General features: G+C 73.1%; 21 protein-coding genes and 1 pseudogene. 11 read left to right on the top strand and 11 right to left on the bottom strand.

What is annotated here, in order from left to right; genetic code table 11:
- The first annotated feature begins 55 nt into the window (after window positions 1–55).
- Together AB0K25_RS25110 and AB0K25_RS25105 are read left to right on the top strand one after the other, a co-directional pair.
- Window positions 56–262 (top strand): hypothetical protein, encoded by a 207-nt coding sequence (locus tag AB0K25_RS25110; RefSeq protein WP_208570443.1) that lies wholly within the window; start codon window positions 56–58, stop codon window positions 260–262.
- Between the two features lie 103 nt (window positions 263–365).
- Window positions 366–2,027, top strand: coding sequence for an ATP-dependent DNA ligase (locus AB0K25_RS25105; RefSeq protein WP_363823041.1), 1,662 nt, complete (start codon window positions 366–368; stop codon window positions 2,025–2,027).
- Between the two features lie 22 nt (window positions 2,028–2,049).
- Here the strand turns inward: AB0K25_RS25105 and AB0K25_RS25100 are convergent, their stop codons facing one another.
- Window positions 2,050–2,781, bottom strand: coding sequence for a hypothetical protein (locus AB0K25_RS25100; protein ID WP_357534916.1), 732 nt, complete (start codon window positions 2,779–2,781; stop codon window positions 2,050–2,052).
- 548 nt (window positions 2,782–3,329) lie between these two features.
- Window positions 3,330–4,145 (bottom strand): SURF1 family protein, encoded by an 816-nt coding sequence (locus AB0K25_RS25095; protein WP_219464349.1) that lies wholly within the window; start codon window positions 4,143–4,145, stop codon window positions 3,330–3,332.
- A gap of 179 nt (window positions 4,146–4,324) precedes the next feature.
- Here AB0K25_RS25095 and AB0K25_RS25090 point away from each other — a divergent pair, with 179 nt between their 5' ends.
- Window positions 4,325–5,701, top strand: coding sequence for a cobyrinate a,c-diamide synthase (locus AB0K25_RS25090; RefSeq protein ID WP_208570446.1), 1,377 nt, complete (start codon window positions 4,325–4,327; stop codon window positions 5,699–5,701).
- Between the two features lie 21 nt (window positions 5,702–5,722).
- Here the strand turns inward: AB0K25_RS25090 and AB0K25_RS25085 are convergent, their stop codons facing one another.
- The gene (locus tag AB0K25_RS25085) at window positions 5,723–7,855 is read right to left on the bottom strand and encodes a transglycosylase domain-containing protein (protein WP_363823036.1); all 2,133 of its coding nucleotides are present in this window, start codon (window positions 7,853–7,855) and stop codon (window positions 5,723–5,725) included.
- 136 nt (window positions 7,856–7,991) lie between these two features.
- Here AB0K25_RS25085 and cobC point away from each other — a divergent pair, with 136 nt between their 5' ends.
- Genes cobC through cobA form a run of 3 tightly spaced genes read left to right on the top strand, consistent with a single transcriptional unit; the run spans window position 7,992 to window position 11,583 of the window.
- The gene (gene cobC / locus AB0K25_RS25080; RefSeq protein ID WP_363823033.1) at window positions 7,992–9,176 is read left to right on the top strand and encodes an Rv2231c family pyridoxal phosphate-dependent protein CobC; all 1,185 of its coding nucleotides are present in this window, start codon (window positions 7,992–7,994) and stop codon (window positions 9,174–9,176) included.
- A complete protein-coding gene (gene cobT / locus AB0K25_RS25075; RefSeq protein WP_363823090.1) occupies window positions 9,176–10,282 on the top strand; it encodes a nicotinate-nucleotide--dimethylbenzimidazole phosphoribosyltransferase in 1,107 nt (368 codons plus the stop codon). Before cobC ends, cobT begins: the two co-directional genes overlap by 1 nt.
- Window positions 10,279–11,583: a uroporphyrinogen-III C-methyltransferase gene (cobA, locus tag AB0K25_RS25070; protein WP_363823030.1), complete on the top strand. Its 1,305-nt coding sequence runs from the start codon at window positions 10,279–10,281 to the stop codon at window positions 11,581–11,583. Before cobT ends, cobA begins: the two co-directional genes overlap by 4 nt.
- A gap of 111 nt (window positions 11,584–11,694) precedes the next feature.
- Here the strand turns inward: cobA and otsB are convergent, their stop codons facing one another.
- Both otsB and AB0K25_RS25060 read right to left on the bottom strand, forming a co-directional pair.
- Window positions 11,695–14,256 (bottom strand): trehalose-phosphatase, encoded by a 2,562-nt coding sequence (otsB, locus tag AB0K25_RS25065; protein ID WP_208570485.1) that lies wholly within the window; start codon window positions 14,254–14,256, stop codon window positions 11,695–11,697.
- 41 nt (window positions 14,257–14,297) lie between these two features.
- Window positions 14,298–15,698 carry a trehalose-6-phosphate synthase gene (locus tag AB0K25_RS25060; protein ID WP_208570450.1) on the bottom strand — a complete coding sequence of 467 codons (1,401 nt, stop codon included), beginning with the start codon at window positions 15,696–15,698 and terminating at the stop codon, window positions 14,298–14,300.
- 325 nt (window positions 15,699–16,023) lie between these two features.
- Between AB0K25_RS25060 and ettA the strand changes: the two genes are divergently transcribed.
- The 4 genes from ettA to AB0K25_RS25040 all read left to right on the top strand — a co-directional run bounded on the left by ettA (window position 16,024) and on the right by AB0K25_RS25040 (window position 19,554).
- Entirely contained in the window at window positions 16,024–17,700 is a 1,677-nt protein-coding gene (gene ettA / locus AB0K25_RS25055) for an energy-dependent translational throttle protein EttA (protein WP_219464347.1), read from the top strand.
- Window positions 17,701–17,702: 2 nt separating this feature from the next.
- A complete protein-coding gene (locus AB0K25_RS25050) occupies window positions 17,703–18,149 on the top strand; it encodes a thioesterase family protein (protein ID WP_208570452.1) in 447 nt (148 codons plus the stop codon).
- The gene (locus AB0K25_RS25045; RefSeq protein WP_219464346.1) at window positions 18,122–18,841 is read left to right on the top strand and encodes a hypothetical protein; all 720 of its coding nucleotides are present in this window, start codon (window positions 18,122–18,124) and stop codon (window positions 18,839–18,841) included. The genes AB0K25_RS25050 and AB0K25_RS25045 overlap by 28 nt, the downstream gene beginning before the upstream one ends.
- A gap of 131 nt (window positions 18,842–18,972) precedes the next feature.
- Window positions 18,973–19,554, top strand: coding sequence for a YbjN domain-containing protein (locus tag AB0K25_RS25040; RefSeq protein WP_208570454.1), 582 nt, complete (start codon window positions 18,973–18,975; stop codon window positions 19,552–19,554).
- 30 nt (window positions 19,555–19,584) lie between these two features.
- On the opposite strand, the gene AB0K25_RS25035 is transcribed toward AB0K25_RS25040, so the two are convergent.
- From AB0K25_RS25035 to AB0K25_RS25025, 3 genes and pseudogenes are all read right to left on the bottom strand, one after another.
- Window positions 19,585–20,007: a globin gene (locus AB0K25_RS25035; protein WP_357534907.1), complete on the bottom strand. Its 423-nt coding sequence runs from the start codon at window positions 20,005–20,007 to the stop codon at window positions 19,585–19,587.
- A 51-nt stretch (window positions 20,008–20,058) separates the two neighbouring features.
- On the bottom strand, window positions 20,059–21,426 hold the full coding sequence (locus AB0K25_RS25030) for an MFS transporter (protein WP_208570456.1): 1,368 nt from the start codon (window positions 21,424–21,426) through the stop codon (window positions 20,059–20,061).
- 559 nt (window positions 21,427–21,985) lie between these two features.
- Window positions 21,986–23,020 (bottom strand): annotated as a pseudogene (locus AB0K25_RS25025) (mechanosensitive ion channel family protein); the annotation flags it as partial.
- 276 nt (window positions 23,021–23,296) lie between these two features.
- Between AB0K25_RS25025 and AB0K25_RS25020 the strand changes: the two are divergent.
- Window positions 23,297–23,842 carry an HNH endonuclease gene (locus tag AB0K25_RS25020; protein WP_208570457.1) on the top strand — a complete coding sequence of 182 codons (546 nt, stop codon included), beginning with the start codon at window positions 23,297–23,299 and terminating at the stop codon, window positions 23,840–23,842.
- Between the two features lie 18 nt (window positions 23,843–23,860).
- On the opposite strand, the gene AB0K25_RS25015 is transcribed toward AB0K25_RS25020, so the two are convergent.
- The 3 genes from AB0K25_RS25015 to AB0K25_RS25005 form a co-directional block, all read right to left on the bottom strand.
- The gene (locus AB0K25_RS25015; RefSeq protein WP_363823088.1) at window positions 23,861–24,706 is read right to left on the bottom strand and encodes a class F sortase; all 846 of its coding nucleotides are present in this window, start codon (window positions 24,704–24,706) and stop codon (window positions 23,861–23,863) included.
- Between the two features lie 57 nt (window positions 24,707–24,763).
- Window positions 24,764–25,288, bottom strand: a complete 525-nt coding sequence (locus tag AB0K25_RS25010; RefSeq protein WP_255597709.1) for a hypothetical protein — start codon at window positions 25,286–25,288, stop codon at window positions 24,764–24,766.
- An 87-nt stretch (window positions 25,289–25,375) separates the two neighbouring features.
- Window positions 25,376–25,837: an Lrp/AsnC family transcriptional regulator gene (locus AB0K25_RS25005; protein WP_208570459.1), complete on the bottom strand. Its 462-nt coding sequence runs from the start codon at window positions 25,835–25,837 to the stop codon at window positions 25,376–25,378.
- Between the last annotated feature and the right edge of the window lie 79 nt (window positions 25,838–25,916).

Below are 25,916 nucleotides of genomic sequence, written 5' to 3'. Positions count from 1 at the left end.
GTCGTTGTCGGAGTTTGCGGCGTGTCGGACGGCAGGCTGGTATAGCCTTTCGAACATGCGTACGAACGACGTGATGACGCGGCTGGAAGCCGCCGTGAGCGCTCTGGGAGACGTCGACGTCTCCGCGTGGCCCGAGGACACGCTCAAGGAACAGCTCGGCGAGCTTTCGGCGGTGTTGGTCGCCCTGGACGGGGTGTTGTCCCGGGTCGCCGACGGCGTCCGCGCCCGGGGTCTGCGCATCGAGGAGCCCGTCTCGGCCTGAGCCGTGGTCCGGGTGGTCACACCCGGTGCCGTTGGGGAGGACGGCCCGATCGGGACGGCCCGGGTACGGCAATACCCGGGTGATGTCGGGGGTGGCTGGCAGGATGAGGTGCGTGCGGTTCCTCGACCTGGCAGCCACCTCCGCGGCCGTCGCGGCCACCTCCGGCCGACGCGCCAAGGTGGAGTTGCTGGCTGGCGCGCTGCGGGCGCTCGACCCGTCCGAGGTGTCGGTCGGCTCCGGCTATCTCGCCGGTGAGCTGCGCCAGCGGCAGACCGGCGTGGGCTGGGCCAGCCTGCGCGAACTGCCGCCACCGGCCGCCGGGCCGACCCTGACCGTGACCGCTGTCGACGCGGCGATCGACGAGATCGCGGCCGTGCACGGCCCCGGTTCCCAGGCCCGCCGCCGGCACCTGCTCGCCGCCCTCCTGGGTGCCGCCACCGCCGACGAGCAGCGGCTGTTGGTCGACCTGTTCCGTGGCGAGCTGCGCCAGGGCGCCCAGGCGGGCCTGCTCGCCGACGCCATCGCCCGGGCCGCCGAGGTGCCGGTGACGGCGGTCCGCCGCGCCCTGCTGCTCGCCGGTGACCTGCGGGCCGTCGCGCTGGCCGCCCGCACCGGCGGGGCCGCCGCACTGGCCGGGTTCGGGCTCCAGGTGGGCCGGCCGCTCGCGCCGATGTTGGCCCAGAGCGCACCCTCGGTCGATGCCGCGCTCCAGGCCACCGGGGTCCCGGCGGTGGTCGACGTGAAACTCGACGGCATCCGCATCCAGGTGCACCGCAACGGCGACGACGTCGCGGTCTTCACCCGCAGCCTCGACGAGATCACCGACCGGGTGCCCGGCGTGGTGGCCGCCGTGCGTGCGTTGCCGGCCCGGGAGCTGGTGCTCGACGGCGAGGCGATCGGGTTGGACACCGCAGGCCGCCCGTTGCCGTTCCCGCAGACCTCCAGCCGGGCGGCCCGCCGGGCCACCGCCGCCGCGACCGCTGCGACCTCCGCCGACGCTGCGACTTCCGCCGACGCTGCGACTTCCGCCGACGGTGCGACCTCCGCCGACGGTGCCCCCGCCGCCAGCGCTGCGGCCGACGTGGCCCCGCTGGCCGAGGCGACCGCGCTCACGCCGTACTTCTTCGATCTGCTGCACCTCGACGGCGACGACCTGATCGACCTGCCCGGCCGGCAGCGGTGGGCCCGGCTCGCCGACGTGGTCGACGGATCGCTGCTGGTCGGTCGGGTCGAGGTCGACGATCCCGAGCAGGCCGGCGCGGCGTTCGCCGCCGCGCTCGACGCCGGTCAGGAGGGGGTGGTGGTCAAGTCTCCGGACGCCCCCTACGACGCCGGTCGCCGGGGCACGGCCTGGGTCAAGGTCAAGCCCCGGCACACCCTCGACCTGGTCGTGCTGGCGGTGGAGTGGGGCAGCGGCCGGCGGGAGGGTTGGCTGTCCAACCTCCATCTCGGGGCGAGGGATCCGCGCACCGGTGAGTTCGTCATGCTCGGCAAGACCTTCAAGGGGCTCACCGACGAGTTGCTGCGCTGGCAGACCGAACGCTTCCTCGGGCTGGCCGTGGAGCGCGGCGACTGGGTGGTGCGGGTCCGCCCCGAGCAGGTGGTCGAGATCGCCTTCGACGGGGTGCTCGCCAGCACCCGCTACCCGGGCGGGGTGGCGCTGCGGTTCGCCCGGGTGCTGCGTTACCGCGACGACAAGTCGGCTGCCGAGGCCGACACCATCGACACGGTCCGGGCACTGCACGCCGGACGGCTCACCGGCTGAGCCGCACCCGGTGGGACGCCGGTCAGAGCGTGGACAGCGACCGGGCGTAGTTGACCTGGTTGTTGATCTGCTGGACCTGCGCCTGGTCGACGACCGGGATGCGGGCCACGTACTGGTGTCCGCCGTTGGTCACCGTCACCTGCACGGTGCCGTGGTGCCGCGTCTCCTTGATCAGCAGGAAGAGCAGGCTGAAGATGGTCAGGCAGAAGAAGCCGAGGATGGCGCAGACGATCGCCCAACTGGCGATCTTCTCCTCCCGCTGCCAGTAGTCGGCCACGTACCAGGTGGCGCCGGCCAGGGGCAGCACGCCGGTCGGGGTGCGGATCACCGGCGGGGTGACCATGATCTCGCCGATCTGCACCGCCACCGGCTGCTGACCACCCATCGCCCCCGGCGGCGGGGTGAAGCGCGGCGGGTACGGCCCCGGCTGGCCCATCGACGCGGCGTACGGGTCGACCCCGGCCGGTGCCGGGAACGGCGCCGGTGACGTGGCGAACTGGGCCGGTGGGGCCGAGAACTGGTCTGGCGATGCGGAGAACCGGGCGGGCGGGGCCGAGTACGGTCCGCCGCCCATCGACGGGGCGGAGAGGTCGACCGGCACCGCCGGGGGAGGTGCGGTCGGGAACGGGGCCGTGGGAGGTGTCTGCTGCGCCGGGGCCGGGGGCACGTCCGGCGACGGCGCCCAGGGATCGTAGGCGGGGTTCGCCGGCGTGGGCGGATCGGACGGGTACGACGGGGCGGGGTCGGAGGTCACCGCGACACCTCACGCGCGTTGAACATCCTGCGGACCATACAGCGTCCGGCGTCGCCTTGCGTCCCGGTGTGGTGCCGTGTTCCGGCGTGGTGCCATGTCCCGGCGTCGCCCCGCGTCTCGGCGTGGTGCCATGTCCCGGCCCCGCCCCGCATTTCGGCGTCGCCCCGTGTTCCGGCGTGGTGCCGGCCTGTCGGCCCGGCCGGGTAGGTGCCTGTCGTGCGTCCTTTCGAGGTGATGACGAGAACGAGTCAGGCCTACCGGGGCGTGATGGGCCGAGTCGCACGGTCCCGGCGGTCGACCGGTTGATGCTGTGACGTCATCAGCTCGAAAGGACGCGCACCCATGATGCGCCGCCCCCGGCTGGTGCCAGGTCCGCCGGCGGTGGGGCGGCGCGGGTCGGCTGGGACCCGTACCGTCCGTCCGGGGGAACCGACCCGGTCGGCCAAGCCTGGTCGGCAGTGGAGTGCCTGGCGCTGCGGGAGGGGACCGTTCAGCGGGGATCGCGGCCAGGCGGGGGTGCCGGTCGGGCGAAAGTGCTGGTCGGGCGGTCAGGCGGGGGTGACGGGTTCGGCGGCTCGGTCGACGGGCGGCTTCGGGGCGTCCAGGCCGGCGGCGCGGCGGGCCTCCCGCCGGGCCACCCAGCCGTAGCCGAAGAGCGTCATCGCGGCGAACAACCACCACTGGACGACGTAGCCGAAGTTCTGCCAGTTGTTGGTGTGCCCGATCGGCACCGCCCGGAACGTCGGGTCGTTCGCCGGGGTCTGCTCGTCGAGCAGCAGGTACGCCCCGTGCAGCGGGTACGGCAACTCCCGGGCCAGCTTGTCCACGGTCACCCGGCGGGTCTCCAACCGGCCGTCGCGCCGGTCCACCCCGTTGCCGCCGCTCTCGGTGGGGTGCACCCGGCCGACGACGGTCACCGTGCCGGTCGGCAGTGCCGGCACCTCGGGCATCGCCAGCGCGCCGCCGGGTGCCGGGGGGACCCAACCCCGGTCGACCAGCACCGCCGTGCCGTCGTCGAGCACCAGCGGGGCGAGCACCTCGAAGCCGACCCTGCTCTCCACCGTGCGGCCCCGGACCAGGACGACGTTCGCGGCGTCGTACCGGCCGCTGACGGTGACCCGGCTCCATTCGTCCTGCTCGGCGGGGGCTGGGCCGACCGTGCCCGCGCCGCCGGTCGGGGCGGGCAGCGTCGACCGTAGCGGTGCGGGGGTGCCCGCGGTGCCGGCGTCGATGCGTTCGTTGACGGCGGTGCGCTCCCGGTAGCGGTCCAGCTGCCAGTTGCCGAGCAGCACCATGACGGCGGCGGCGACCAGGGTCAGCGCGAGGATGCCCAGCCAGCGTGGGGTCAGCAGGAACCGGTACACAGCACGAGGCTACCCGTATGACCGGGGCCACCCTCCGCGACGGCCCGGGACCGGCCCGGGTGGCACCGGATCGGCGGTCCCACCTGTTGATGCGGGCGGGTATGGTCACGCGAGCGGATCGCCGCCGGTGTTCCTGGCGGCCGTCCGGGTCACCGTCCGTCACCACCGAGGAGTCGATGATGACTGCCGTGCCGCGCCTCGTGTTCAGCGCGCCGTCCTCCGGTCACGGCACCAATGCGCTCTCCGTCGGCCTGCTGGCGGCGCTGGCCGACCGGGGGCTCGACGTCGCCGGTTTCAAGGTCGGCCCGGACCACGTGGACGCCGCGTACCTCGGCCTGGCGGCCGGCCGTCCCGGTCGCAACCTCGATCCCCGGCTGATCGGGGCCGACCGCCTCGGGCCGCTCTTCGCCCACGGCGCGCAGGGTGCCGCGCTGGCCCTGGTCCAGGGCACCATGGGGCTGTACGACTCGGTCGCCGGCCGCCCCGAGGCGGAGTCCACCGCCGCGGTCGCGACCGCCCTGCGCAGCCCCGTCGTGCTGGTGGTCGACGTGGCGGCGATGGGGCAGTCGGTGGCGGCCCTGGTGCACGGTTTCCGCTCGTACGACGAGCAGCTCTGGTTGGGTGGGGTGATCCTCACCCAGGTCGCCTCCGGCCGGCACGAGTCCATGCTGCGGGAGGCGCTCGACGATGTCGGGGTGCCGGTCTACGGGGCGTTGCGCCGCCACGAGCTGCCCCCGGTGCTGCCTGCGCGCCGGCACGGCGTGGTGCCGGTCCTCGCCCGCGACGCGGAGGCGACCCGGGCGGTCCGCCGGCTCGGTGAGGCGGTCGCCGGCACGGTCGATCTGGAGCGCCTGCTCGCGCTGGCCCGCTCTGCTCCGGCGCTGTCCGTCGCGGCCTGGTCGCCGGCCACCGGGACCCCGGTGGCGGACGCGCCGGTGGTGGCGCTGGCCGGGGGGCCCGGCGGCAGCTACGGCCACCCGGAGACCGCCGAGCTGCTGCGGGCCGTCGGGGCGCAGGTGGTCACCGTCGATCCGCTGCGCGACGAGGCGCTGCCCGCCGGGACCCGCGCGCTTGTCGTCGGGGGTGCGCTACCCGAGTCGTACGCGCGGGACCTGTCGGCCAACCGGCGGCTCTGCATCGCGGTGGCCGAGCTGGCCCGTACCGGCCGCCCGGTGCTCGCCGAGGGCACCGGCCTGCTGTGGCTGGCCCGGGAACTGGACGGGTTGCCGATGTGCGGGGTGCTGGACGCGATCGGCGCGAGCCGGGACGGTCTGGTGGTGGGCTACCGGGAGGCGACCGCCCAGTCCGACAGCGTGGTCGCCCGGGCGGGTGCGACGGTGGTGGGCTACAAGCAGCACGGCGCGGTGCTCACCCCCCGGTCCGGGCCACGGGCGGCCTGGAGCTGGGAGGGTGGCACGCCCGAGGGTTTCGTCTGGCGGGGGGTGCACGCCTCCCAGCTCGGCCTGCACTGGGTGGCGTACCCCGAGATCGCGACCCGGTTGGTGACGGCGGCGGCGCTGCCGTCGCCGGTCGAGGGCGTCGCCGCCCCGGCCTGACGGCACCCGTCGGCCCGGGTTTCAGCCGACGATGGCGTCCGACGGTGGGGTGAACTGGCGGGTCGGGGTGCCCTTGAGACCGTCGCGCAGGGTCTGGGCGACCGCGTTGACCGGCACCTGGGACTGCCCGTCGCCGACGGCGTTGAACGGGTTGTCCGGGTCGGCGATGAAGCTCGCCGCCGCCAGTTCCGGGGTGTAGCCGACGAACCAGGCCGACCGGGTGCTGTCCGTGGTGCCGGTCTTGCCGGCGACCGGGCGGCCCACCGTGCGGCGGACGCTGTCCGCCGTCGACCAGCCGCCGCAGGTGCCCTTGGCCGGGGTGTCGCCGGTGGGGCAGCGGGCGGCGTCGGTGGCGGCACGGGCCGCGTCGGCGTTGACCACCTGCCGGCAGCGGGGCTTGGCGACCTCCCGTTCGATGCCACCGGCGGTCTTGTAGGTGGCCGGGGTGCCGTCCCGGTTGGTGATCGAGTTGACCGGCATCGCCTCGCAGTACCGGCCGTCGGCGGCGATCGCGGCGTACGCGTTGGCCATCTCCAGCGGGGTGGCGTCGGAGACGCCCAGGGTGAACGCGCCCCACTTCTTGGCCTTCGCCGGTGACGCCTGTTCCTTGTCGACGTCGGTACGCCAGCGCAGACCCAACTGCTCGGCGAGATGCACCCCCCGATCCGCGCCGATCTTCTCCTCCAGCTGCACGAAGTAGGTGTTGACCGACTTGCCGAACCCGGACCACATGGTCTGCCGGCCGGTCATCGCCCCACTGGCGTTGGACGGTGCCCACCCGTCGTAGACGGCCGACTTGTACCGGTACGGCGAGTCGAACGCGGTGGACAGCGGCATCCCGGCGTCCAGGGCGGCCAGCATCGGGAACATCTTGAACGTCGAGCCGGCCTGGTAGCCCGGGAGGGTGCCGCCGCCGAGCAGCGGGGCGACCGTGTTCGGGTAGTTCGCCTTCGTCTTCGGATCGGCCTCGGGGTTCGAGCTGGGCCCGTTGCCGCCGATATCCAGGGAGTAGGTCCGGTTCACGGCCATCGCCTTGATCCGTCCGGTGCCCGGTTCGGCGACCACGATCCCGTTGGCGAAGGGGCTGCCGACGCCCTCCTTGGCGCGGACGTTCTTCTCGGCGGCGGACTGGACCTTGGGGTCGAGGCTCAGCACGATCCGGTAGCCGCCCCGGCGCAGCTTGTCCATCCGTTCCAGCCGGTTCTCCCCGAACGCGGGCTGCGCGCTCCACCAGTTCTTCACGTAGTCGCAGGCGAAGCCCCAGGCGTTGTAGGCGCTGGAGATCGCGGCGCAGTCGTTGGCCGGGGTGGTGGGCCGGGTCCGGATCGGTTCGTTCTTGGCCACCGCGGCGGCGTCGGGGGACAGGTAGCCGAGCTGGGTCATCTTGTCGAGGACGTAGTTGCGCCGGCCGGTGGCCTCCTTCTGGTCCGAGCTGAGCGGGTCGTACTCGGAGGGGGACTTGACCAGCCCGGCGAGGGTGGCCGCCTCGACGGGGGTGAGGGTGGCCGGGGTCTTGGAGAAGAAGATCTGCGCCGCCGCGTAGATGCCGTACGCCCGGTGGCCGAAGTACGCCGAGTTGAGGTAGCGCTCCAGGATCTGCTCCTTGGTCAGCTCCTTCTCGATGTCCAGCGCCATCCGCATCTCCTTGACCTTGCGCAGGCTGGTCTGCTGGGTGGCCTCCTGGACCTCCTGCGGCGTCTGTGCGCTGTCCCGTAGCGCCATCCGGACGTACTGCATGGTCAGGGTGGAGGCGCCCTGGGAGACGCCGCTGGAGCGGGCGTTGGCCACGAAGGCACGGGCCACGCCCTTCGGGTCGACACCCGAGTGCTGGTAGAAGCGGTTGTCCTCGGCGGCGACGATGGCCTGCTGGATGTTCGGCGACATGTCCGACAACTTGGTGTATTGCCGGTACTCCTCGTAGAACATCGTCAGGATCGTCTTGCCGTCCGGCGCGTAGAGGTAGGACGTCTCGGCGGGCAGGGCGGTGCGCAGGATGTTCGTCTTGTGCTCCACGGCGTGCGCGGTGGCCTTGGCGCCCAGGCCGGTCACGGCGGCCAGCGGGTACGCCACGGCGGCGAGCACGACGCCGGCGATCAGCCCGGCGCGGAGGAGGGGAACGGAACGGCCTGCGGCGGAAAGGGGTCGATTGCTCACCTGGTCAAGTTATGACATTTCCGATTCATCCATGAGAAGAACTCGTGAACGCCTCCGAGGTGCGGCCCCCCGCCGTGATGTGGCCCACGCCGGGATCGGCTGTCCCCCGCGCCGGCTTCCCGGCAGGATCGCGGTCATGCGTGGGCAATCGACCGGCACCGAGCCGCCGACCGGCCCGGGGCCCGTCGTTCCCGGCCCGCCGACCGGCCCGGGGCCCGTCGTTCCCGGCCCGCCGACCGGCCCTGGGCCTGCCGACCCCGGGCCGTCCGCCGGGACCGAGCCGGATCTCGCGCACCACGGGGACGCCGAGGCCACCCCCGGCCTGGTCGACCTGGCCGTCAACGTGCGCCGCGACCCGATGCCGGACTGGCTGGCCGGCCCGCTCACCGCCGCCCTCGCCGACCTGGCCGGCTACCCCGACCCCCGGGAGGCCCGGGCCGCCGTCGCCGCCCGGCACGGCCGCCCACCGGCGGAGGTGCTGCTCACCGCCGGTGCCGCCGAGGGCTTCGTGCTGCTCGCCCGCGCCCTGGGCGGGGTACGCCGGCCGGTGGTGGTGCACCCGCAGTTCACCGAGCCGGAGGCCGCGCTGCGGGCCGCCGGGCACCGGGTCGAGCGGGTGCTGCTCGACCCGGACGACGACTTCCGGCTCGACCCGGCCCGGGTGCCGGCCGACGCCGACCTGGTCATGATCGGCAACCCGACCAACCCGACCTCGGTGCTGCACCCCGCCGCCGACCTGGCCGCCCTGGCCCGGCCCGGCCGGGTGCTCGTCGTCGACGAGGCGTTCGCCGACACCACAGGCGTACCCGGCGTCGAGGGTGAGCCGGAGTCGCTCGCCACCCGCCGCGACCTGCCCGGCCTGGTGGTGGTGCGCAGCCTCACCAAGACCTGGGGTCTGGCCGGCCTGCGGATCGGCTACCTGCTGGGTGAGGCCGCGCTGCTGGCGCGGCTGGCCGCCGTCCAGCCGCTCTGGGCCGTCTCCACCCCGGCGCTGGCCGCCGCCACCGCCGTCGCGTCCCCGACCGGGGTCGCCGCCGAGCGCGCCATCGCCGCCCGGCTCGCCGTCGACCGCGACCACCTGGTGCGCCGCCTGTCGGCCCTGCCCGGGGTACGCGTCGTGGGCCGACCGGCCAGCGCCTTCGTCCTGATCCACCGCCCCGGGGCCGACCGGTTGCGCCAGGTGCTGCGCGAGCGCGGGTGGGCCGTCCGACGCGGTGACACCTTCCCCGGGCTGGGGCCGGACTGGCTGCGGATCGCCGTCCGCGACCCGGCGACCACCGACGCGTTCATCGAGGTACTGAGGGAAATCCTGGAGGCATGATGCTGGAGACGACGATCGCGGCGATCGGTCCGCTGGACGGGCCGGCGATGACCGCAGCCCGGGACCTCCAGGCCCGGCTGACCAAGCCGGCCGGCTCACTCGGCGCCCTGGAGGAGCTGTCCGTACGCCTGGCCGGCCTGGCCGGGGCCTGCCCACCGCCGCTGCCCGAACCGGCGGCGGTGGCGATCTTCGCCGGTGACCACGGTGTGCACGCCCAGCGGGTCACCCCGTGGCCGCAGGAGGTCACCGCCCAGATGATCGGGAACTTCCTGGCCGGCGGGGCGGTGGTCAACGCGTTCGCCCGACAGGCCGGCGCCTCGGTCACCGTGGTCGACGTCGGCGTGGCCGCGCCGCTGCCGTTCCCGCCCACCGACGCCGCGCCCGCCGACGTGTCCGCCCCGACCGGCACCACCCTGGCACCGCCGCGCCTGCTCGACGCGAACGTACGGCGGGGCACCCGGGACATGACGGTCACCGCCGCGCTCACCCGGGACGAGGCGCGGGCGGCGGTGGAGGTCGGCATCCGGGTCGCCGGTGAGCTGCTCGACGCCGGGGCGGGCGTGCTGCTCACCGGCGACATGGGGATCGCCAACACCACGCCGGCCGCCGCGCTGATCGCCGCGTTCACCGGGGTGGACCCGGCCGAGGCGACCGGCCGGGGCACCGGGGTGGACGACGAGACGTACCGACGCAAGGTCGGCGTGGTGCGCGCGGCGCTGGACCGGCACCGGCCCGACCCGGCCGACCCGTTGGGGGTGCTGGCCGCCGTCGGTGGCCTGGAGCACGCGGCGCTGACCGGGCTGATCCTCGGCGCGGCGGCCCGCCGGGTGCCGGTGCTGCTCGACGGGGTGATCGCGGTCAGTGCCGCGCTCGCCGCCGCCGCCCTCGCCCCCGACGCGGTCGGCGCGATGGTCGCCGGGCACCGCTCCGCCGAGCCGGGCGCCACCGTGGCGCTGCGGCACCTCGGTCTCGACCCGCTGGTCGACCTCGGGCTGCGCCTCGGCGAGGGCACCGGCGCGCTGCTGGCCCTGCCGGTGGTCACCGGAGCGGTCCGGGTGCTGCACGAGGTGGCGACGTTCGACGCGGCGGGGGTTTCCGAGAAGTGAGCACCAACCCGTACCCCCTCGGCCTGCGGCTCGCCGGACGCCGGGTGGTCGTGGTGGGCGGCGGCGCCGTGGCCAGCCGGCGGGTGCCCGCCCTGCTGGACGCCGGGGCCGACGTGCTGCTGGTCGCCCCCGAGGTCACCCCCGCGTTACGCGCGCACGTCGACGCCGGGCGGCTGCACTGGCGACCCCGCCGGTTCGCCCCCGACGACCTCGACGGGGCGTGGCTGGTCCAGGTCGCGGTGGACGATCCGCTCGCCGCCGCCTCGGTCAGCGCCGTCGCCGACGAACGGCGGATCTTCTGCGTCCGGGCCGACGACCGGACGGCGGCCACCGCGTGGACCCCGGCGGTCACCCGGCACGGGCCGGTGACGGTGGCCGTGCTGGGCGGGGGGGACCCGCACCGGGCGATGGGGGTCCGGGACGCCGTCCGGGAGCTGCTCACCGCCCGGACGGGCCCGCTCGTCGACTCGGGGGAGGTCGACCCGGGTGAACCGGTGGCGGACGCGCCCCTCGCGGGCCCGCCGGAGCCGACGCCGGCCGGGTCCGGCGACGCCGCGACCCGTCCGGGTGGCCCGGTCGGTCGGGTGTCGCTGGTCGGCGCGGGACCGGGCGACCCGGAGCTGATCACGGTGAAGGGGTGGCGGCTGCTCACCGAGGCTGAGGTGGTGGTCGCCGACCGGCTGGTGCCCGGGTTGCTCCTGGACGAGTTGCGCCCCGACGTCGAGCTGGTCGACGCCGCGAAGATCCCCTACGGGCCGTCCCGCGCCCAGGAGGAGATCAACCGGATCCTGGTCGACCGGGCGCTCGCCGGCAAGGTCGTGGTACGCCTCAAGGGTGGCGACCCGTACGTCTTCGGGCGTGGCGGGGAGGAGTTGCTGGCCTGCGCGGAAGCCGGCGTACCGGTGACCGTGGTGCCCGGGGTGACCAGCGCCGTGGCCGTGCCGGCGTCGGTCGGTGTCCCGGTCACCCACCGGGCGGTGGCGCACGAGTTCACGGTGGTCTCCGGCCACGTCGCTCCGGACTCGCCGGTCTCCCTGGTGCGCTGGGAGGCCCTCGCCGGCCTGCGGGGCACCCTGGTGGTGCTGATGGGGCTCAAGAACCTGGCCGCCATCGCCGACACCCTGACCCGGCACGGCCGGGACGCGGCCACCCCGGTCGCGGTGATCCAGGAGGGCACCACGGGTGGTCAGCGCAGCCTGCGGTCGACCCTTGGCGCGGTGGCGGCCGACGTGGTCGGGGCGGGGCTGCGGCCCCCGGCCATCGTGGTGATCGGCGACGTGGTCGACGCCCTCGCCACCTGACCCCGCCCGCCGGGCCACGGGGGGTGATCGACTCCCGTTCGCGAAGGTAGCGGTGTCCCCGCCCGGGGACACCGCTACCTTCGACCAGACGAGTCGATCGAACCAGTCGATCTACTGCTTGAGCATGTTGTCCAGCAGCAGGGCACAGCGGATCAGCCCGAGGTGGCTGTACGCCTGCGGGTGGTTGCCCAGCCCCCGCTCGGCCAGCGGGTCGTACTGCTCGGGGAGCAGCCCGGTCGGGCCGGCGGTGTCGACCATCTGGGCGAACAGCTCCTCGGCGTCGGTACGCCGACCGGTGCGCAGGTACGCCTCGATCAGCCACGCCGTGCAGATGTGGAAGCCGCCCTCCCGGCCCGGCAGACCGTCGTCCCAGTGGTAGCGGTAGACGACCGGGCCGCTACGCAGATCCGCCTCGATCTTGAGCACGGTGGAGAGGAAGCGCGGGTCGTCGCCCGGGAGCAGGCCGGACAGCCCGATCCAGAGCGAGGAGGCATCCATGTCCTCGTCGCCGTACGCGACGCTGTACGCCTCGACCTCCTCGTGCCAGCCGTTCTCCAGCACGTTGGCGCCGATCCGGTCGCGCAGCTCCACCCACTCCGGCCGGTCCTCACCGTCGTGCTGACGCACCACGTGCAGGGCCCGGTCGACGGTCATCCAGCACATCACCTTGGAGAAGATGTGGTGCCGGGGTGGGAGGCGGGCCTCCCAGATGCCGTGGTCGGGCTCGTGCCAGCGGCGGCGGACCGCCTCGACCATGTTGTCCAGCACCCGCCACTCGTCGTCGCGGACCGAACCGCGGGCGTCGGCGACGGCCGCGATCAGGTCGGCGATCGGGCCGAAGACGTCCAGTTGGAGCTGGTGGTTGGCGAGGTTGCCGACCCGGACCGGCCGGGAGCCGGCGTACCCGGGCAGGGTGTCGATGACCGCCTCGGCACCCAGCTCGTAGCCGTCCACCGTGTAGAGCGGGTGCAGCCGCTCGGGGTGGCCGCCGGTGCGCTCGATGCAGCCGTCGACCCAGCGCAGCAGCGCCTCGGCCTCCTCGATCGAGCCGAGGTCGACCAGGGCCCGCGCGGTCATCGCCGCGTCGCGCAGCCAGCAGTACCGGTAGTCCCAGTTGCGGACGCCGCCCAGCTCCTCCGGCAGCGAGGTGGTCGCCGCCGCCAGGATCGAGCCGGTCGCCTCGTGGCAGAGCCCGCGCAGGGTGAGCGCGCTGCGGGCGACCAGGTCCCGGGCGGTGGCGGGCAGCCGCAGCGAGGCCACCCAGTCCTTCCAGGGCTGCTCGGCCTTGGCCTGCCGGTCGTGGACGGCGACCGCGTGGTCCTCCAGGCTGTGCGTGCCGAAGCGCAGCTCCAGCACCACCTGGCCGCCGGTGGCGGAGAGGTCGACCACGGCGTGCGCGGTCTCGTAGCCGCCGTCGTTGCGGACCTGCCAGGTCACCCCGGGGGAGTAGAGCGCGACGGGTTCGTTGGAGCCGAGCACCAGCAGGCCGTCGTCCGACGGCTGGAGCTGGGTGGCGACCTGACCGAACTCCGGGCGGGGGGCGAACTCGATGCGGGCCCGGCCGGAGCCGGTGAGCACCCGGACGAGGGTGGAGTCGCCGGTGATGACGGCCGGGCCGTCCGGGGTGGTCTCCCGGGCCGGCAGGTCCAGCCAGTCGGTGACGGTGAGCCCCGACCAGCGGGTCTCCACGGTCATCGTGCCGTTGCGGTAGCGCTGGCCCAGCGGGATGCCGCCGCGCTCCGGCCCGACGGTGAAGTGCCCGGCGGGGCTGCCGCCGACCAGGTCGGCGAAGATCGCCGCCGAGTCGGGCTTGGGGTGGCAGAGCCAGCTGACCTTGGCCTCGGGGGTGAGCAGCGCGACGGTACGCCCGTTGGCCAGCATCGAGTGCCGTTCGATCGGCACCGCCCGCTCGCCGAAGAGCCAGTGCCGTCGGGTCTCCAGCAGCAGGCCGAGCGCCCGGGCCGCCTCGATCGGTTCGGCCACCCGGTAGTGCGCCTGGGTGTCCCCGGGGCCGATCTTGATGCCGAGGTCGGGGCCACGCAGGGTGCCGAAGGCGTTCTCGTCGGTGACGTCGTCGCCGATGAAGAGCACCGCGCTGGCCGAGAGCTGGGTGCGTAGCTGGTCGACCGCGGTGCCCTTGTGGGTGGCGACCACCGACAGCTCGATGACCTCCTTGCCCTGGGTGACGGTGACGTCGTCCCACTTCGCGGGCCCGTTGCGGACGGCCTCGACGGCGGCGGCGGCGACCTGCGGGTCGACCCCGCGGGTGTGCACCGCGACGCTGGCCGGCTTGCGTTCCAGCCGCACCCCCGGGTGGGCCTGGGCGATCTCACGCAGCGCGTCGCGCAGCCGGGTGCGGACCGCGACCAGCTCGGGGGAGAGCCGCTCGACGAAGCCGATGTCGAACTCGGAGCCGTGGCTGCCGACGAGGTGGATCTCGTTGGGCAGCCGGGACAGCGCGGCCAGGTCGCGCAGCGCGCGCCCGGAGACCACCGCGACGGTGGTCTGCGGCAGCGCGGCCAGCGCCCGGACGGCGGCGACCGACTCGGGCAGCGGCACCGCCTTGCTCGGGTCCTCGACGATCGGCGCGAGCGTGCCGTCGTAGTCGCAGGCGACCAGGAGCTGTGGTACGCGGGCGATGCGTCCGATCGCGGCGAGCAGCTCCGGGTCCATCGTCCCGGCGGCGGGGGTGATGATCTCGGCGGTGGGGGCGTTCACTCGGCCTCCGTTCCCGGTGCGCCCAACTCGGTCAGAAAGGACTTCGCCCAGTGCCCCACATCGTGGGTGCGCAGATGACGTTGCATGATCCGCATGCGTCTGCGGGCCTCCGGCTTCTCTACGTGTACAGCCCGCAGGAGGGCGTCCTTGACGGCGTCGGGGTCGTGCGGGTTGCACAGGAACGCCTGACGCAGCTCGGTGGCCGCGCCGGCGAATTCGCTGAGCACGAGCGCACCGCCCTGGTCGGCGCGCGATGCGACGTACTCCTTGGCCACCAGGTTCATTCCGTCTCGCAGCGGGGTCACCATCATCACGTCGGCCGCGACGTACATCGCGGCCAGTTCGGAGCGACTGTACGACTGATGCAGGTAATGCACCGCAGGCACGCCGACCCTGCCGAATTCGCCATTAATCCGACCAACCTCGCGTTCCACCTTGACCCGAAGTGCCTGGTAGTGCTCCACGCGCTCGCGGCTGGGCGTGGCGACCTGCACCATAACCGCGTCCGGAACTGTCAACTTTCCGTCAGAGAGGAGTTCCCGGAAGGCCTTGAGACGGAGTTCGATGCCCTTGGTGTAGTCGAGCCGGTCGACGCCCAGGATGATCGTCTTCGGGTTGCCCAACTCCTCGCGGATCTGCTTGGCGCGGGCCTGGATCGCCGGGTCCTCGGCCAGCCGCTCCATCTCCTTGGTCTCGATGGAGATCGGGAAGGCGCCCGCCTTCACCTGCCGCCCGTCGACCTGGATCATCTGGCCCTCGTAGCGCAGCCCGAGCAGGTGCCGGGCCAGCCGGACGAAGTTCTGTGCCGCCAACCGCTGCTGGAAACCGACCAGGTCGCTGCCGAGCAGACCGCGCAGGATCTCGGTGCGGAACGGCATCTGCATGAACAGCTCGATCGGCGGGAACGGGATGTGCAGGAAGAAGCCGATCTTGAGATCCGGCCGCAGCTCGCGCAGCATCGCCGGGACCAGCTGGAGCTGGTAGTCCTGCACCCAGACCGTCGCGCCCTCGGCCGCGACGTCCGCCGCCGCCTCCGCGAACCGGGCGTTCACCAGCCGGTACGCCTCCCGCCAGCGACGCTTGTAGGCGGGGGTCTCGACCGCGTCGTGATAGAGCGGCCAGATGGTCGCGTTGGACTGGCCCTCGTAGTAGCGTTCCAACTCCTCGGCGCTCAACGGCACCGGATGCAGGCGGATGCCCTCCAGGTCGAACGGCTCCGGGGCGGCGCCGGTGCCACCGGCCCAGCCCACCCAGGTGCCCCGGTGCTCGGCCAGGACGGGGTGCAGCGCGGTCACCAGCCCACCCGGGCTGCGTCGCCACTGCCGCCCCTCGGGTGTGCTCACCTCGTCGACCGGCAGTCGGTTGGCCACAACGACAAAGGAGCTACGGACGGTCACGATCGGCCACCTCCGGGTGCTGACGGGTCCACCGCGATGAGCGTACTGAGCGTAGCTGCGGCATCTGGGACCCCGTGCCGGAGTTACCTACCCTTCCCACGCCCGCTGAACCCGTACCGTGATCTTGTCAACATCACCAGCTCAGCGGTAGCGAAAGTGACGTGGACCCGACCTGGCGGGGTGATGTGGGCGCGGCGGGCCGTACCTGTCAGGATTGACGGTGGCGTGCGCGTGGCCGGCCCCCGGCCGGCGGCGGCGGGCGAAGTCGCAGCCCGCGCCGCGCCGCCGTCCAAGGCGACAGCAATCGACGGAGGTAGCCCGCACCGTGGCCCAGTTCATCTACGTCCTGGAAAAGGCGCGCAAGGCGCACGGCGACAAGGTCGTGCTCGACAACGTGACGCTGAACTTCCTGCCGGGGGCCAAGATCGGTGTGGTCGGCCCGAACGGCGCCGGTAAGTCCAGCCTGCTGAAGATCATGGCAGGGCTCGACAAGCCGAGTAACGGCGAGGCCCGGCTGATGCCCGGCTACACCGTCGGCATGCTCGCCCAGGAGCCCCCGCTCAACGACAGCAAGACCGTGCTCGGCAACGTCGAGGAGGCGGTCGCCGAGACCAAGGCCAAGCTGGACCGGTTCAACGCCATCGCCGAGCAGATGGCCACCGACTACTCCGACGAGCTGATGGAGGAGATGGGCCGGCTCCAGGAGGAGCTGGACCACCTCGACGCCTGGGACGTCGACTCCAAGCTCGAACTGGCCATGGACGCGCTGCGCTGCCCGCCGCCGGACGCCGACGTCACCCAGCTCTCCGGTGGGGAGCGTCGCCGGGTCGCCCTGTGCAAGCTGCTGCTGGAGGCCCCCGACCTGCTGCTGCTCGACGAGCCCACCAACCACCTCGACGCGGAGAGCGTCTCCTGGTTGGAACAGCACCTGGCCAAGTACGCGGGCACCGTCATGGCGATCACCCACGACCGGTACTTCCTCGACAACGTGGCCAACTGGATCCTGGAGCTCGACCGCGGCCGGACCTACCCGTACGAGGGCAACTACTCCACCTACCTGGAGAAGAAGGCCGCCCGGCTGGCCGTCGAGGGTCGCCGCGACGCCAAGATGAAGAAGCGGCTCACCGAGGAACTGGAGTGGGTCCGCTCCAACGCCAAGGCCCGGCAGACCAAGTCCAAGGCCCGGCTGGACCGCTACGACGAGATGGCCAGCGAGGCGGAGAAGACCCGCAAGCTGGACTTCGAGGAGATCCAGATCCCGCCGGGCCCGCGCCTGGGCAGCACGGTGATCGAGGCCAACCACCTCAGCAAGGGCTTCGGCGACCGGCTGCTGATCGACGACCTGTCCTTCTCACTGCCGCGCAACGGCATCGTCGGCATCATCGGCCCGAACGGCGTCGGCAAGACCACCCTGTTCAAGACGATCGTCGGGCTGGAGCAGCCGACCGACGGCGAGGTCCGGGTGGGCCCCACCGTCTCCCTGTCGTACGTCGACCAGAACCGGCAGGGCCTCGACGGCGACAAGACGGTCTGGGAGGTCGTCTCCGACGGGCTCGACTACCTGATGGTGGGCAAGGTCGAGATGCCGTCCCGGGCGTACATCGCCGCCTTCGGGTTCAAGGGGCCCGACCAGCAGAAGCCGACCAAGGTGCTCTCCGGTGGCGAGCGCAACCGGCTCAACCTGGCGCTCACCCTCAAGATCGGCGGCAACGTCATCCTGCTCGACGAGCCGACCAACGACCTGGACGTCGAGACGCTGTCCAGCCTGGAGAACGCGCTGCTGGAGTTCCCCGGGTGCGCCGTGGTCATCTCCCACGACCGGATGTTCCTCGACCGGGTCGCCACCCATATCCTGGCCTGGGAGGGCGACGACGAGAACCCGTCGAAGTGGTTCTGGTTCGAGGGCAACTTCGACGCGTACGAGAAGAACAAGATCGACCGGCTCGGCGCCGAGGCGGCCCGCCCGCACCGGGTGACCTACCGCAAGCTGACCCGCGACTGAGCATGGCGGACCGTTTCGTCTACCACTGCACCCTGCGCTGGTCCGACCTGGACGCGTACGGCCACGTCAACAACTCGCGCTTCCTCACCCTGTACGAGGAGGCGCGGGTGGCGTTGATGTTCGCCGGCGGCAAGGCGTGGGGGGTCGGCTCGTTCGCCGACGGGGTCGTCATCCGCCGGCACGAGGTCGACTACCTGCGCCCGGTCGACTACGCGCTCGGTCGGGCCACCGCCCAGGCCGCGCCGACCGTCCGGATCGAACTGTGGGTGGAGCGCATCCGGGCCGCCTCGTTCACCGTCGCCTACGAGCTGTACGACGGTGAGGTGCTGGCCAGCACCGCCCGCTCGGTGCTGGTCCCGTTCGACCTGGTCGAGAAGCGACCCCGGCGGATCAGCGACGACGAACGGGCCTTCCTGGAGTCGTGGGCGCTGACCGACGGGGCGGCGTGAACGGCGGGTCCACCGTCCGGCCCGGGCACGGGCTGGCCGGTGCCGCCGACGCGGGAGCCTTCCTGGCCCGGCTGGTGCGCCTCGACCCGGCCACGGTGGTCCGGTTACGCCCGCTGCCCGACGTCGGCCGTACCGCCCTCTGGGCCCGGTTGCCGTGGGACGTGCTGGTGGTCCGGACGGTGGCCGGCCTGGCCCCCGCCGACGTGACCGTGGTGGCGGCCGAGTTGCTGGCCCGGTTGGCGGCGGCCGACGCCGCGTTGCCTCCCGGCCGCGACGACCGGTGGCGCTGGCCGTTGCCGCCGGGGGCGAGTCGACCGGTCGAGGTGTTGCCCGCGGCCGGGTTGCGGCGGATCGCCGAAGCCGCGGCCGGCACCCTGCGCACGGCCGCCGCCGAGGGGGTACGCGGCCGAGCGGTGGGGCAGCGGGTGCTGCGCGACGCGTTGCTCGACCATGTCGCGGTGACCGTCACGCCGGACGCCGACCCCACCGAGCCGGTGGAGGTGACCCAGCGGTTGGTGCAGGGTGTGGTCCGGATGGGCTTCCTCGGCCCGGCCGAGGTGACCGGGGCGCAGGAGGTCCAGGTGCGGGTGGCGGGCCGGTGGGTCGGCCTGGTGGGACCATATGGAGCCGCCTGGTCGCGGAAAGTTTCGGATCTCGCAATTCGTCCGGCGCGGGATCAGCCGAAAGTATGACCCCGGCTCATTCTTCCGGGTTGGTGCTGCCGTTGGGGGGGTGTCTCAACCCGGCTGTCCGGGTACCGTCCATCCTCGGATCCAACGCACCGTAGGCGATTGGATCCGCTGGGGAGTGAGGTGCGCGAGCGATGCCGTGGTGGTCATGGCGCCCTGGTCCCGCCGCTGGCGGCGACACGGAAACTCGAAGCGGGATCTCGGTGGACAGCCCCCGGGTGGGGCCACCGGCTCCCCGCCAACCGGCGGAGGACTGCCCCAACACCGAGCGGCCCGTGGTGACCGACCGACCCGTCTCCGTGGCACCGGTCACCCTGGCCCGGGTGTGCGACGCACTCGACCTGCTCGACGTGCGTTACCTCGCCGACGGCGACGGCAACCTGCTGGCCATGTGGGAGCGGCACGCGGTGCTGGTCACCCTCGAAGGCCCGGAGGACGAGATCCTGGTGATGCGGGCCCGTCCGCACGCGACCGTCCCGCCGGACTGGGCCGACCGGGCCTACCGGGTGGTCAACGAGTGGAACCACACCCGCCGGTTCTGCAAGGCCTACATCGGTGACCCGACCGAGCGCGGCCAGTTGCCCATCTACGCCGAGTTGCAGGTGCCGCTCGGCGCCGGGGCGCACGACGCGCTGCTGGTGGAGATGCTGGACTGCGGGGCGGCCGTGGCCACCACCTTCGTCGACTGGCTGCACGACGAGGGTGCCCTGCTCTGACGGGCGACCGGAGGACCCGCCCCCGCCGGTTCACCGGGCGGCCGGGTCCTCCATCACGTTGACCATGAAGTAGGCCGACCGCTCCAGGTAGTCCCAGAGCGTGGCGGCGAGCTCCGGTGGCAGCGCCAACTCGTCCACCGCCCGGCGCATGTGGCTCAGCCACGCGTCCCGCTCGGCCGCCCCGATCCGGAACGGTGCGTGCCGCATCCGCAGCCGGGGATGCCCCCGCTGGGCGGAGTAGGTGTTCGGGCCGCCCCAGTACTGCATCAGGAACAGGGTCATCCGCTCGGCAGCCGGCCCGAGGTCGCCCTCCGGGTACATGGGACGCAGCAGCGGGTCGGCGGCGATACCGGCATAGAACCTGTCGACCAGCCTGCGGAAGGTGGGCTCACCACCGACCGCGTCGAAGAGGGTCGCCTGCGGAACGGGCCGGGATTCGCCTGCGGAGGTCACCCTCTCATCCTGCCAGGTGTGCCGGTGCCACGGCCGCCGCCCGCCGGCCGATCACGTCACAGCGTGCCGTTGGGGGGCCCGCTCCCCGGGCCGTGTCGCCGTGCTGTCGGGCCGGTCCTCGGCGGGCCTGCCGGTGCCGGCGTTGGCCCGGTCGGCGGCGTTCACGGCGGCGTCGACCGTCGTGCGGTCCGGCCAGTGCAACGCGGTGAACAGCATCAGCACCACCCCGGCGGCGCTCCACACCCCGACCACCACCGGGACCGAGAAACGGTCGGCGAGCAGGCCGGTGGCGAGCACCGCACCGCCCTGGATCACCTGGATCCCGGTCGCCATCACGCCGAACGCGCGGGCCCGGTAGCCGTTGGGCAGGGCCCGCACGAAGAGGCCGTTCGCGGTCGGGATCAGCCCGGCGACCGCGAAGCCGCAGGCCGCCGCGAGCAGGGCGACCACCACCGGCGGAGGATTCAGCAGCGCCGGCACCAGCGCCAACGGGGCGAGCACCGCCAGCGGGCGCATCAGGGCGAGCCGGCCGCCGGGTGACACCAACCGCCCCACCAGCAACCCGCCGACGATGTAGCCGACCGGGTTGGCCGCCATGATGACGGCCTGGGCGGCACCGGAGTTCAGGCCGTTGCCGGAGCGCTCGCCGGCCCAGGCCGCGGCCAGTCCCTCCGGCACGATCGAGAAGAGCATCGCGCTGAACACCAGCAGGCTGATCGCCCGCAGGACGGGGGTACCGAACACGATCCGGAAGCCCTCACCGGTCTCCCGCAGCAGATGGGTCCGGTGGGCCGCGCTCAGTGCGGGCTCACGGTCCCGTACGCCGAACTGGACGATCAGGGCCGACAGGCCGAACGTGGCCGCGTTGAGCAGCAGCGCCGCTGTCGGACTGACCGCGGCGACCGCCGCGCCGGCCAGGTAACCGACCACCTGCGCGGCCTGGCCGGCGCTGGCGTTGAGCGACAGCCCGAGCACCAGCCGGTCGCCGGTGAGGATCGCCGGCAGCAGCGCCGACCGGGCCGCCTGGCCGGGTGGATTGGCCAGGGTGGCGGCGAAGAGCAGGGCCAGGATCGCCCAGACCGGCAGACCGGGCAGCACGATCAGGGCGGTCAGTACCATCCGGATCACGTCGCAGGTCACCATCACCTGCCGGTGCCGGTAGCGTTCGGCGAGGGCGGCGAGCAGCGGACCACCGACCAGCCAGGGCAGGTAGCTGACCGCGAACGCGGCGGCGGAGAGGGCGACTGACCGGCTCTCCTGGTAGACCAGCACGGTGACCGCGGCCTTGGCGACGTAGTCGCCGACCCAGGACAGGATGCTGGCGGTGAAGACCGCTCGGAACTCGGCCCGCCCGAACACCTCACGGAAGGTGGCCGGTTGGTCCGGGGCCGGTCGATCGTCGGACACCGTCGCCTCCATCGGGCCCCGGCACCGGCCACTTGTGATGGCCCGGCGGGGCCCCGTCGTCAGATTCGCGGATCAGCGATGACGTGATCACGCTCCCGGGAACGCGTGCACCGGATTCTGCCCGATCGTCTGACAACTGACTAGGGCGAACGGATTGATCGTCGCATCCCCGACTGAACGAACGGACGATACCCGAGGGGCCGGCCGGTAGGCGAGCCCCGACTTTCGGGCCGGTGTGCACGGTGGTGCCGACCGGGTGGAGGTGTGTCCACCAGGGGCGGAGCCCACGATCCGCCCCGTCGGGCAGGTGCCGCGAGACCTGCCCGACCGGTCGACCGGCACTGTGGACCCCGACCCCGACCCCGACCCCGACCCCGACCCTAGTCCGGTCCGGGCCCGCCGGACGGCTTCCCGGTGGTCGTCAGGTCCGGTCGCCGGACCCGGTGCCGCCGGACCCGGCCGGACCGGTGGTGGTGGGTGCTGCCGGGCCGGTGGTGGTGGGTGCTGCCGGGCCGGTGCCGGCCGGCCCGGAGCCGGCGGGGGTCGCCGGGAAGGTGGTCGTGCCCATCGGGGGCAGTCCCGGATAGAGCCGGGCGGCGGCGATCCGCGCGGTGATGCCCGAGTTCTCCAGCGCCTCGGCGAGTCGGCGGCGCAACTCCCGGCCCACCGCGAACTGCCCCTCCGCAGTGGTCTTGACCACCGTACGGAGCACCGCACCGTCGACCGTGACCTGTTCCACCCCGAGCACCTCGGGCGGCTCGACGATCTCCGGGGCCAGGTCCGGGTCCATCGCGACCGAGGCGGCGGCCGTGCGCAGGACCGCGTTGGCCTCCTCGGTGCCGGCGAACCCGATCGGCAGGTCGATCACGACCAGCGCCCAGCCCTGACTCTTGTTGCCCACCCGGATGATCTCGCCGTTGCGGATGTACCAGAGCACCCCGCGCCCGTCGCGGACCGTGGTGACCCGCAGCCCCACCGACTCGACCACCCCGGTCGCCTCGCCCAGGTCGACCGTGTCACCGACGCCGTACTGGTCCTCGATGAGCATGAACAGCCCGGCGATCAGGTCCTTCACCAAACTCTGCGCGCCGAAGCCGAGGGCCACCCCGGCGATGCCGGCGCTGGCCAGCAGTGGGGCCAGGTCGAAGCTGAACTCGCGCAGGATCATCAGTAGGGCGATGCCGAAGACGAAGGCGGTGACCATGCTGCGCAGCACCGAACCGATCGCCTCGGCCCGTTGGCGACGCCGTTCGGGGACGAACTCGGTCGGATCGAGCGCGGCCGTCGGCACCCGCTCCCGCAGGGGACGCAGCAACGTGGGCACCGACCCGTGCGCGGTGGTACGGACCAGCCGGTCGATCGTCCGGTGCAGCGCCCAGCGGGCCACGAACGCCAGCAGCAGGATCAGCACCACCCGCAGCGGCTTGAGCAGGATCCAGTAGCTGCCCTCGGCGAACCAGGCCGACCCGGTCAGCCGGTACAGGTATTCGCAGGAGGTGCTGCCCAGACAGTCGGCACCCGAGCCGCTCCCGGCCCCCGGGCTGCCACTCGGCGCCGGGCTCGGTGCGGCGGACGGGACGACGGTCGACAGGCTGAGGGCGCTCACCCTGTCTTAGTACCGCAGCGGGTGCGGCGGCCGACGGCCGGCCCACCGGGGAGTCCCGGCCCATGATCGTACGACGTCGAACCGGACATCTTCCTACACCGTGCGGAGGGTTCCGCGGGTACCCCGGATTAGTGCGTGCATTACGGGGTCCGATCAGGGACGATTGGCGTCAACGGACGACGGTGATCCCGCCGGAGTCGGTCGTGGCCCTCGGCTGCCCGGGGGTCGACCGGCGCAGCCAGCGGTGGGAGCGGCTGGACCGGGAGGGTGAGCACGATGCCTGACATACGACCCACGGTGGGCTCCGGCGCGCTGGTTCTCAACGCCACCTACGAGCCGCTGTGCGTCGTGTCCGTGCGTCGGGCCGCGATCCTGGTGCTCACCGCCAAGGCTGTCTGTGTCGCCGACGGCGACGGCATCCTGCACAGCGCCCACGACGCGTTACCGGTCCCCTCGGTGGTGCGGCTGACCCGTTTCGTCCGGGTGCCCTACCGCACCCACGTGGGGCTGTCCCGCCGGGCCATCTTCGCCCGCGACGGTGGCCGGTGTGCCTACTGCCGAGGGCCGGCCGAGACCATCGACCACGTCTTCCCGCGTAGCCGGGGTGGTCGGCACGCGTGGGAGAACGTGGTCGCCGCGTGCGCCCGGTGCAACCACACCAAGGGCGACAAGACCCCCGCCGAGCTGGGCTGGCGGCTGCACAGCCTGCCGGCGGCACCGAAGGGCAACGCCTGGCGGGTGCTCGGCCACCGCGCGCCGGACCCCCGCTGGGCGGACTGGCTGGACCTGCGCGACCCGCTGCGCGAGGCCGAGGCCGCCTGACCGGGGTTGCTCGACCGGTCAGTGGGCCCGGACCAGGGTGGCGTAGACCACGACGTTGTCGGCGTAGCCCGTCGCGCCGCCGACCCAGCGGCCACCGCAGGTGATCAACCGCAGGTTGGGGCGGCTGAAGTCGCCGAATATCTGGTCGGTCGGCAACCGTTCCTTGCCGTACCGCTGCACCTCGTCGACCGTGAAGACGGCCACCTGACGGTCGGCGCGGGTCACCTCGATCTCGTCACCGTCGCGTAGTTCCTTCAACCCATGGAAGACCGCCGGCCCGGTGGTGGTGTCCACGTGCCCGACGATCACCGCCGGGCCGTACTGGCCGGGGGTGGGGCCCTGGTCGTACCAGCCGGCCTCCTGGGCGCGGGTGGCGTCCGGCACGGCGATGCTGCCGTCCGCGGCGATGCCGACCTGGTGTACGGGGGCGCGCAGGTCGAGCCGGGAGATGGCGATCTGCGTCGGAGGGCTCCCCGACAGCACGGGGAACTTCTTCGGTGGTGGACGCAGGCCGGCGATGAACCGGTCCGGCAGGACACTCAGTCCGGTGACCCGTTCCACCCCGAGCATCGTCACGATCAGCAGCATCACGGCGGCGATCGCCAGCACCGGAAGGCCCGGCCCGGTGCCGGCGAACCGGCCGCCGAACGCCGGTTGCCGGGGCACCGGGTGTACCGGACGGGCCTGGGTGACCGGGTCGGCGGTGGTCACGCTGGCGGAGAACGCCTGCCCGGCCACCCGGCGGAAGCGGACGGCCACCCGGCGGAGGCGGCGTGCGGTCCGGCAGGCGCGGGCGGCGGCCCGGCCGGCGGCCCGGCGGCAGCGGGTGGCGGCCCGCCCGGTCCGCCGGGCCGCCGCCCGCATCCGGTTGCCGCTCGGCCGGGGCCGACGGTGACGGGTACGGGCCATGGCGGCGGGCGGTCAGGAACCCGGCCGGGTCCGCCGACGGTTGCCGCCGAAGACGCCGAGCCCGGCGACCACGGCGACCACGGCCAGCCCGCCGACCAGCAGCAGCGAACCGGCACCCCGGTCGCCCGCCATGCCACCGCCGCCGGTCGCCGGACCCTTGCTCGGCTGCGCCATGTTCAGCACGGTCAGCATGGTGGAGGCGGTGTTGCCGTTGGCGCACCGCAGGTCGACCGGGTAGTCGCCGGCCTGCTTGTTGCCCGGGATGGTGACCGCACCGGTGAGGAAGCCGTTGCCGGGGCGCAGCACCACCCGCCCGAAGGCGTCCGAGTGCACGGTGGCCTGCTGGTTGTTGGCGTTGTCGCAGTTGGCCCGGACGGTGACCCGGGTGCCGGCCTGCGCGCTGTTCGGCGTGACCTCGACGAAGGTGTTCTCGCCGGCCCGCGCCGCTGGGGCCGCCATCAGGACGAATGCCCCGACCAGGGCGAACATCGTGAGTACGGCGTGGATGGCACGACGGTGCAGAGTGAGCCCCCGCATGATTCCCCCCTCCCGGCGACGATTCGCCGGAATCCTGCGACGGGTGTGCGGACCTGCATTCCCGCTGGCCCGGGGGCAAACCCGGACTCAGGCCCGCCCGGGGGCGGGGGTGGGCGGCAGCGGGGTGACCGGATGCCACTGCAACGGGCTGGACAGCACCATCGTGCTGGAGGGCTGCCCGTACGGGGCGAGTCGGTCGATGACCGCCTCGAACTGCCCGATCGAGCCGGCGGCGACCTTGAGCACGCTGCACGCGTCCCCGGTGATCCGGTGGATCTCCTGGATCTCCGGCCAGTCGACGACCTGCGGGTCGTGCAGGATGCAGCGCGAGCCGTAACAGGACATCCGGATCAGCGCCACCACCGGTCGGCCGGCGCGGGCCAGGTCGACATGGGCGTGGTAGCCGGTGATCACGCCGGACTCCTCCAGTCGCCGGACCCGCTCGGCGACCGCAGGTGGGGACAGGTGCACCCGCCGGGACAACTCGCTGTACGACAGCCGCGCGTCGGCCTGCAACTCGCGCAGCAGGGCCCAGTCCATCTCGTCCACGCACCGACCTTATCTTCGGCAGGCTGATCCGCCGAAGTGCCTTTCGTTCGTGAAGTGGAAGTCGCTCAGCTCCGTCAAA

The sequence above is a fragment of the Micromonospora sp. NPDC049257 genome (assembly GCF_040678915.1).
GTDB lineage: Bacteria > Actinomycetota > Actinomycetes > Mycobacteriales > Micromonosporaceae > Micromonospora > Micromonospora antibiotica.
This window is presented reverse-complemented; position numbering and strand designations above follow the sequence as displayed.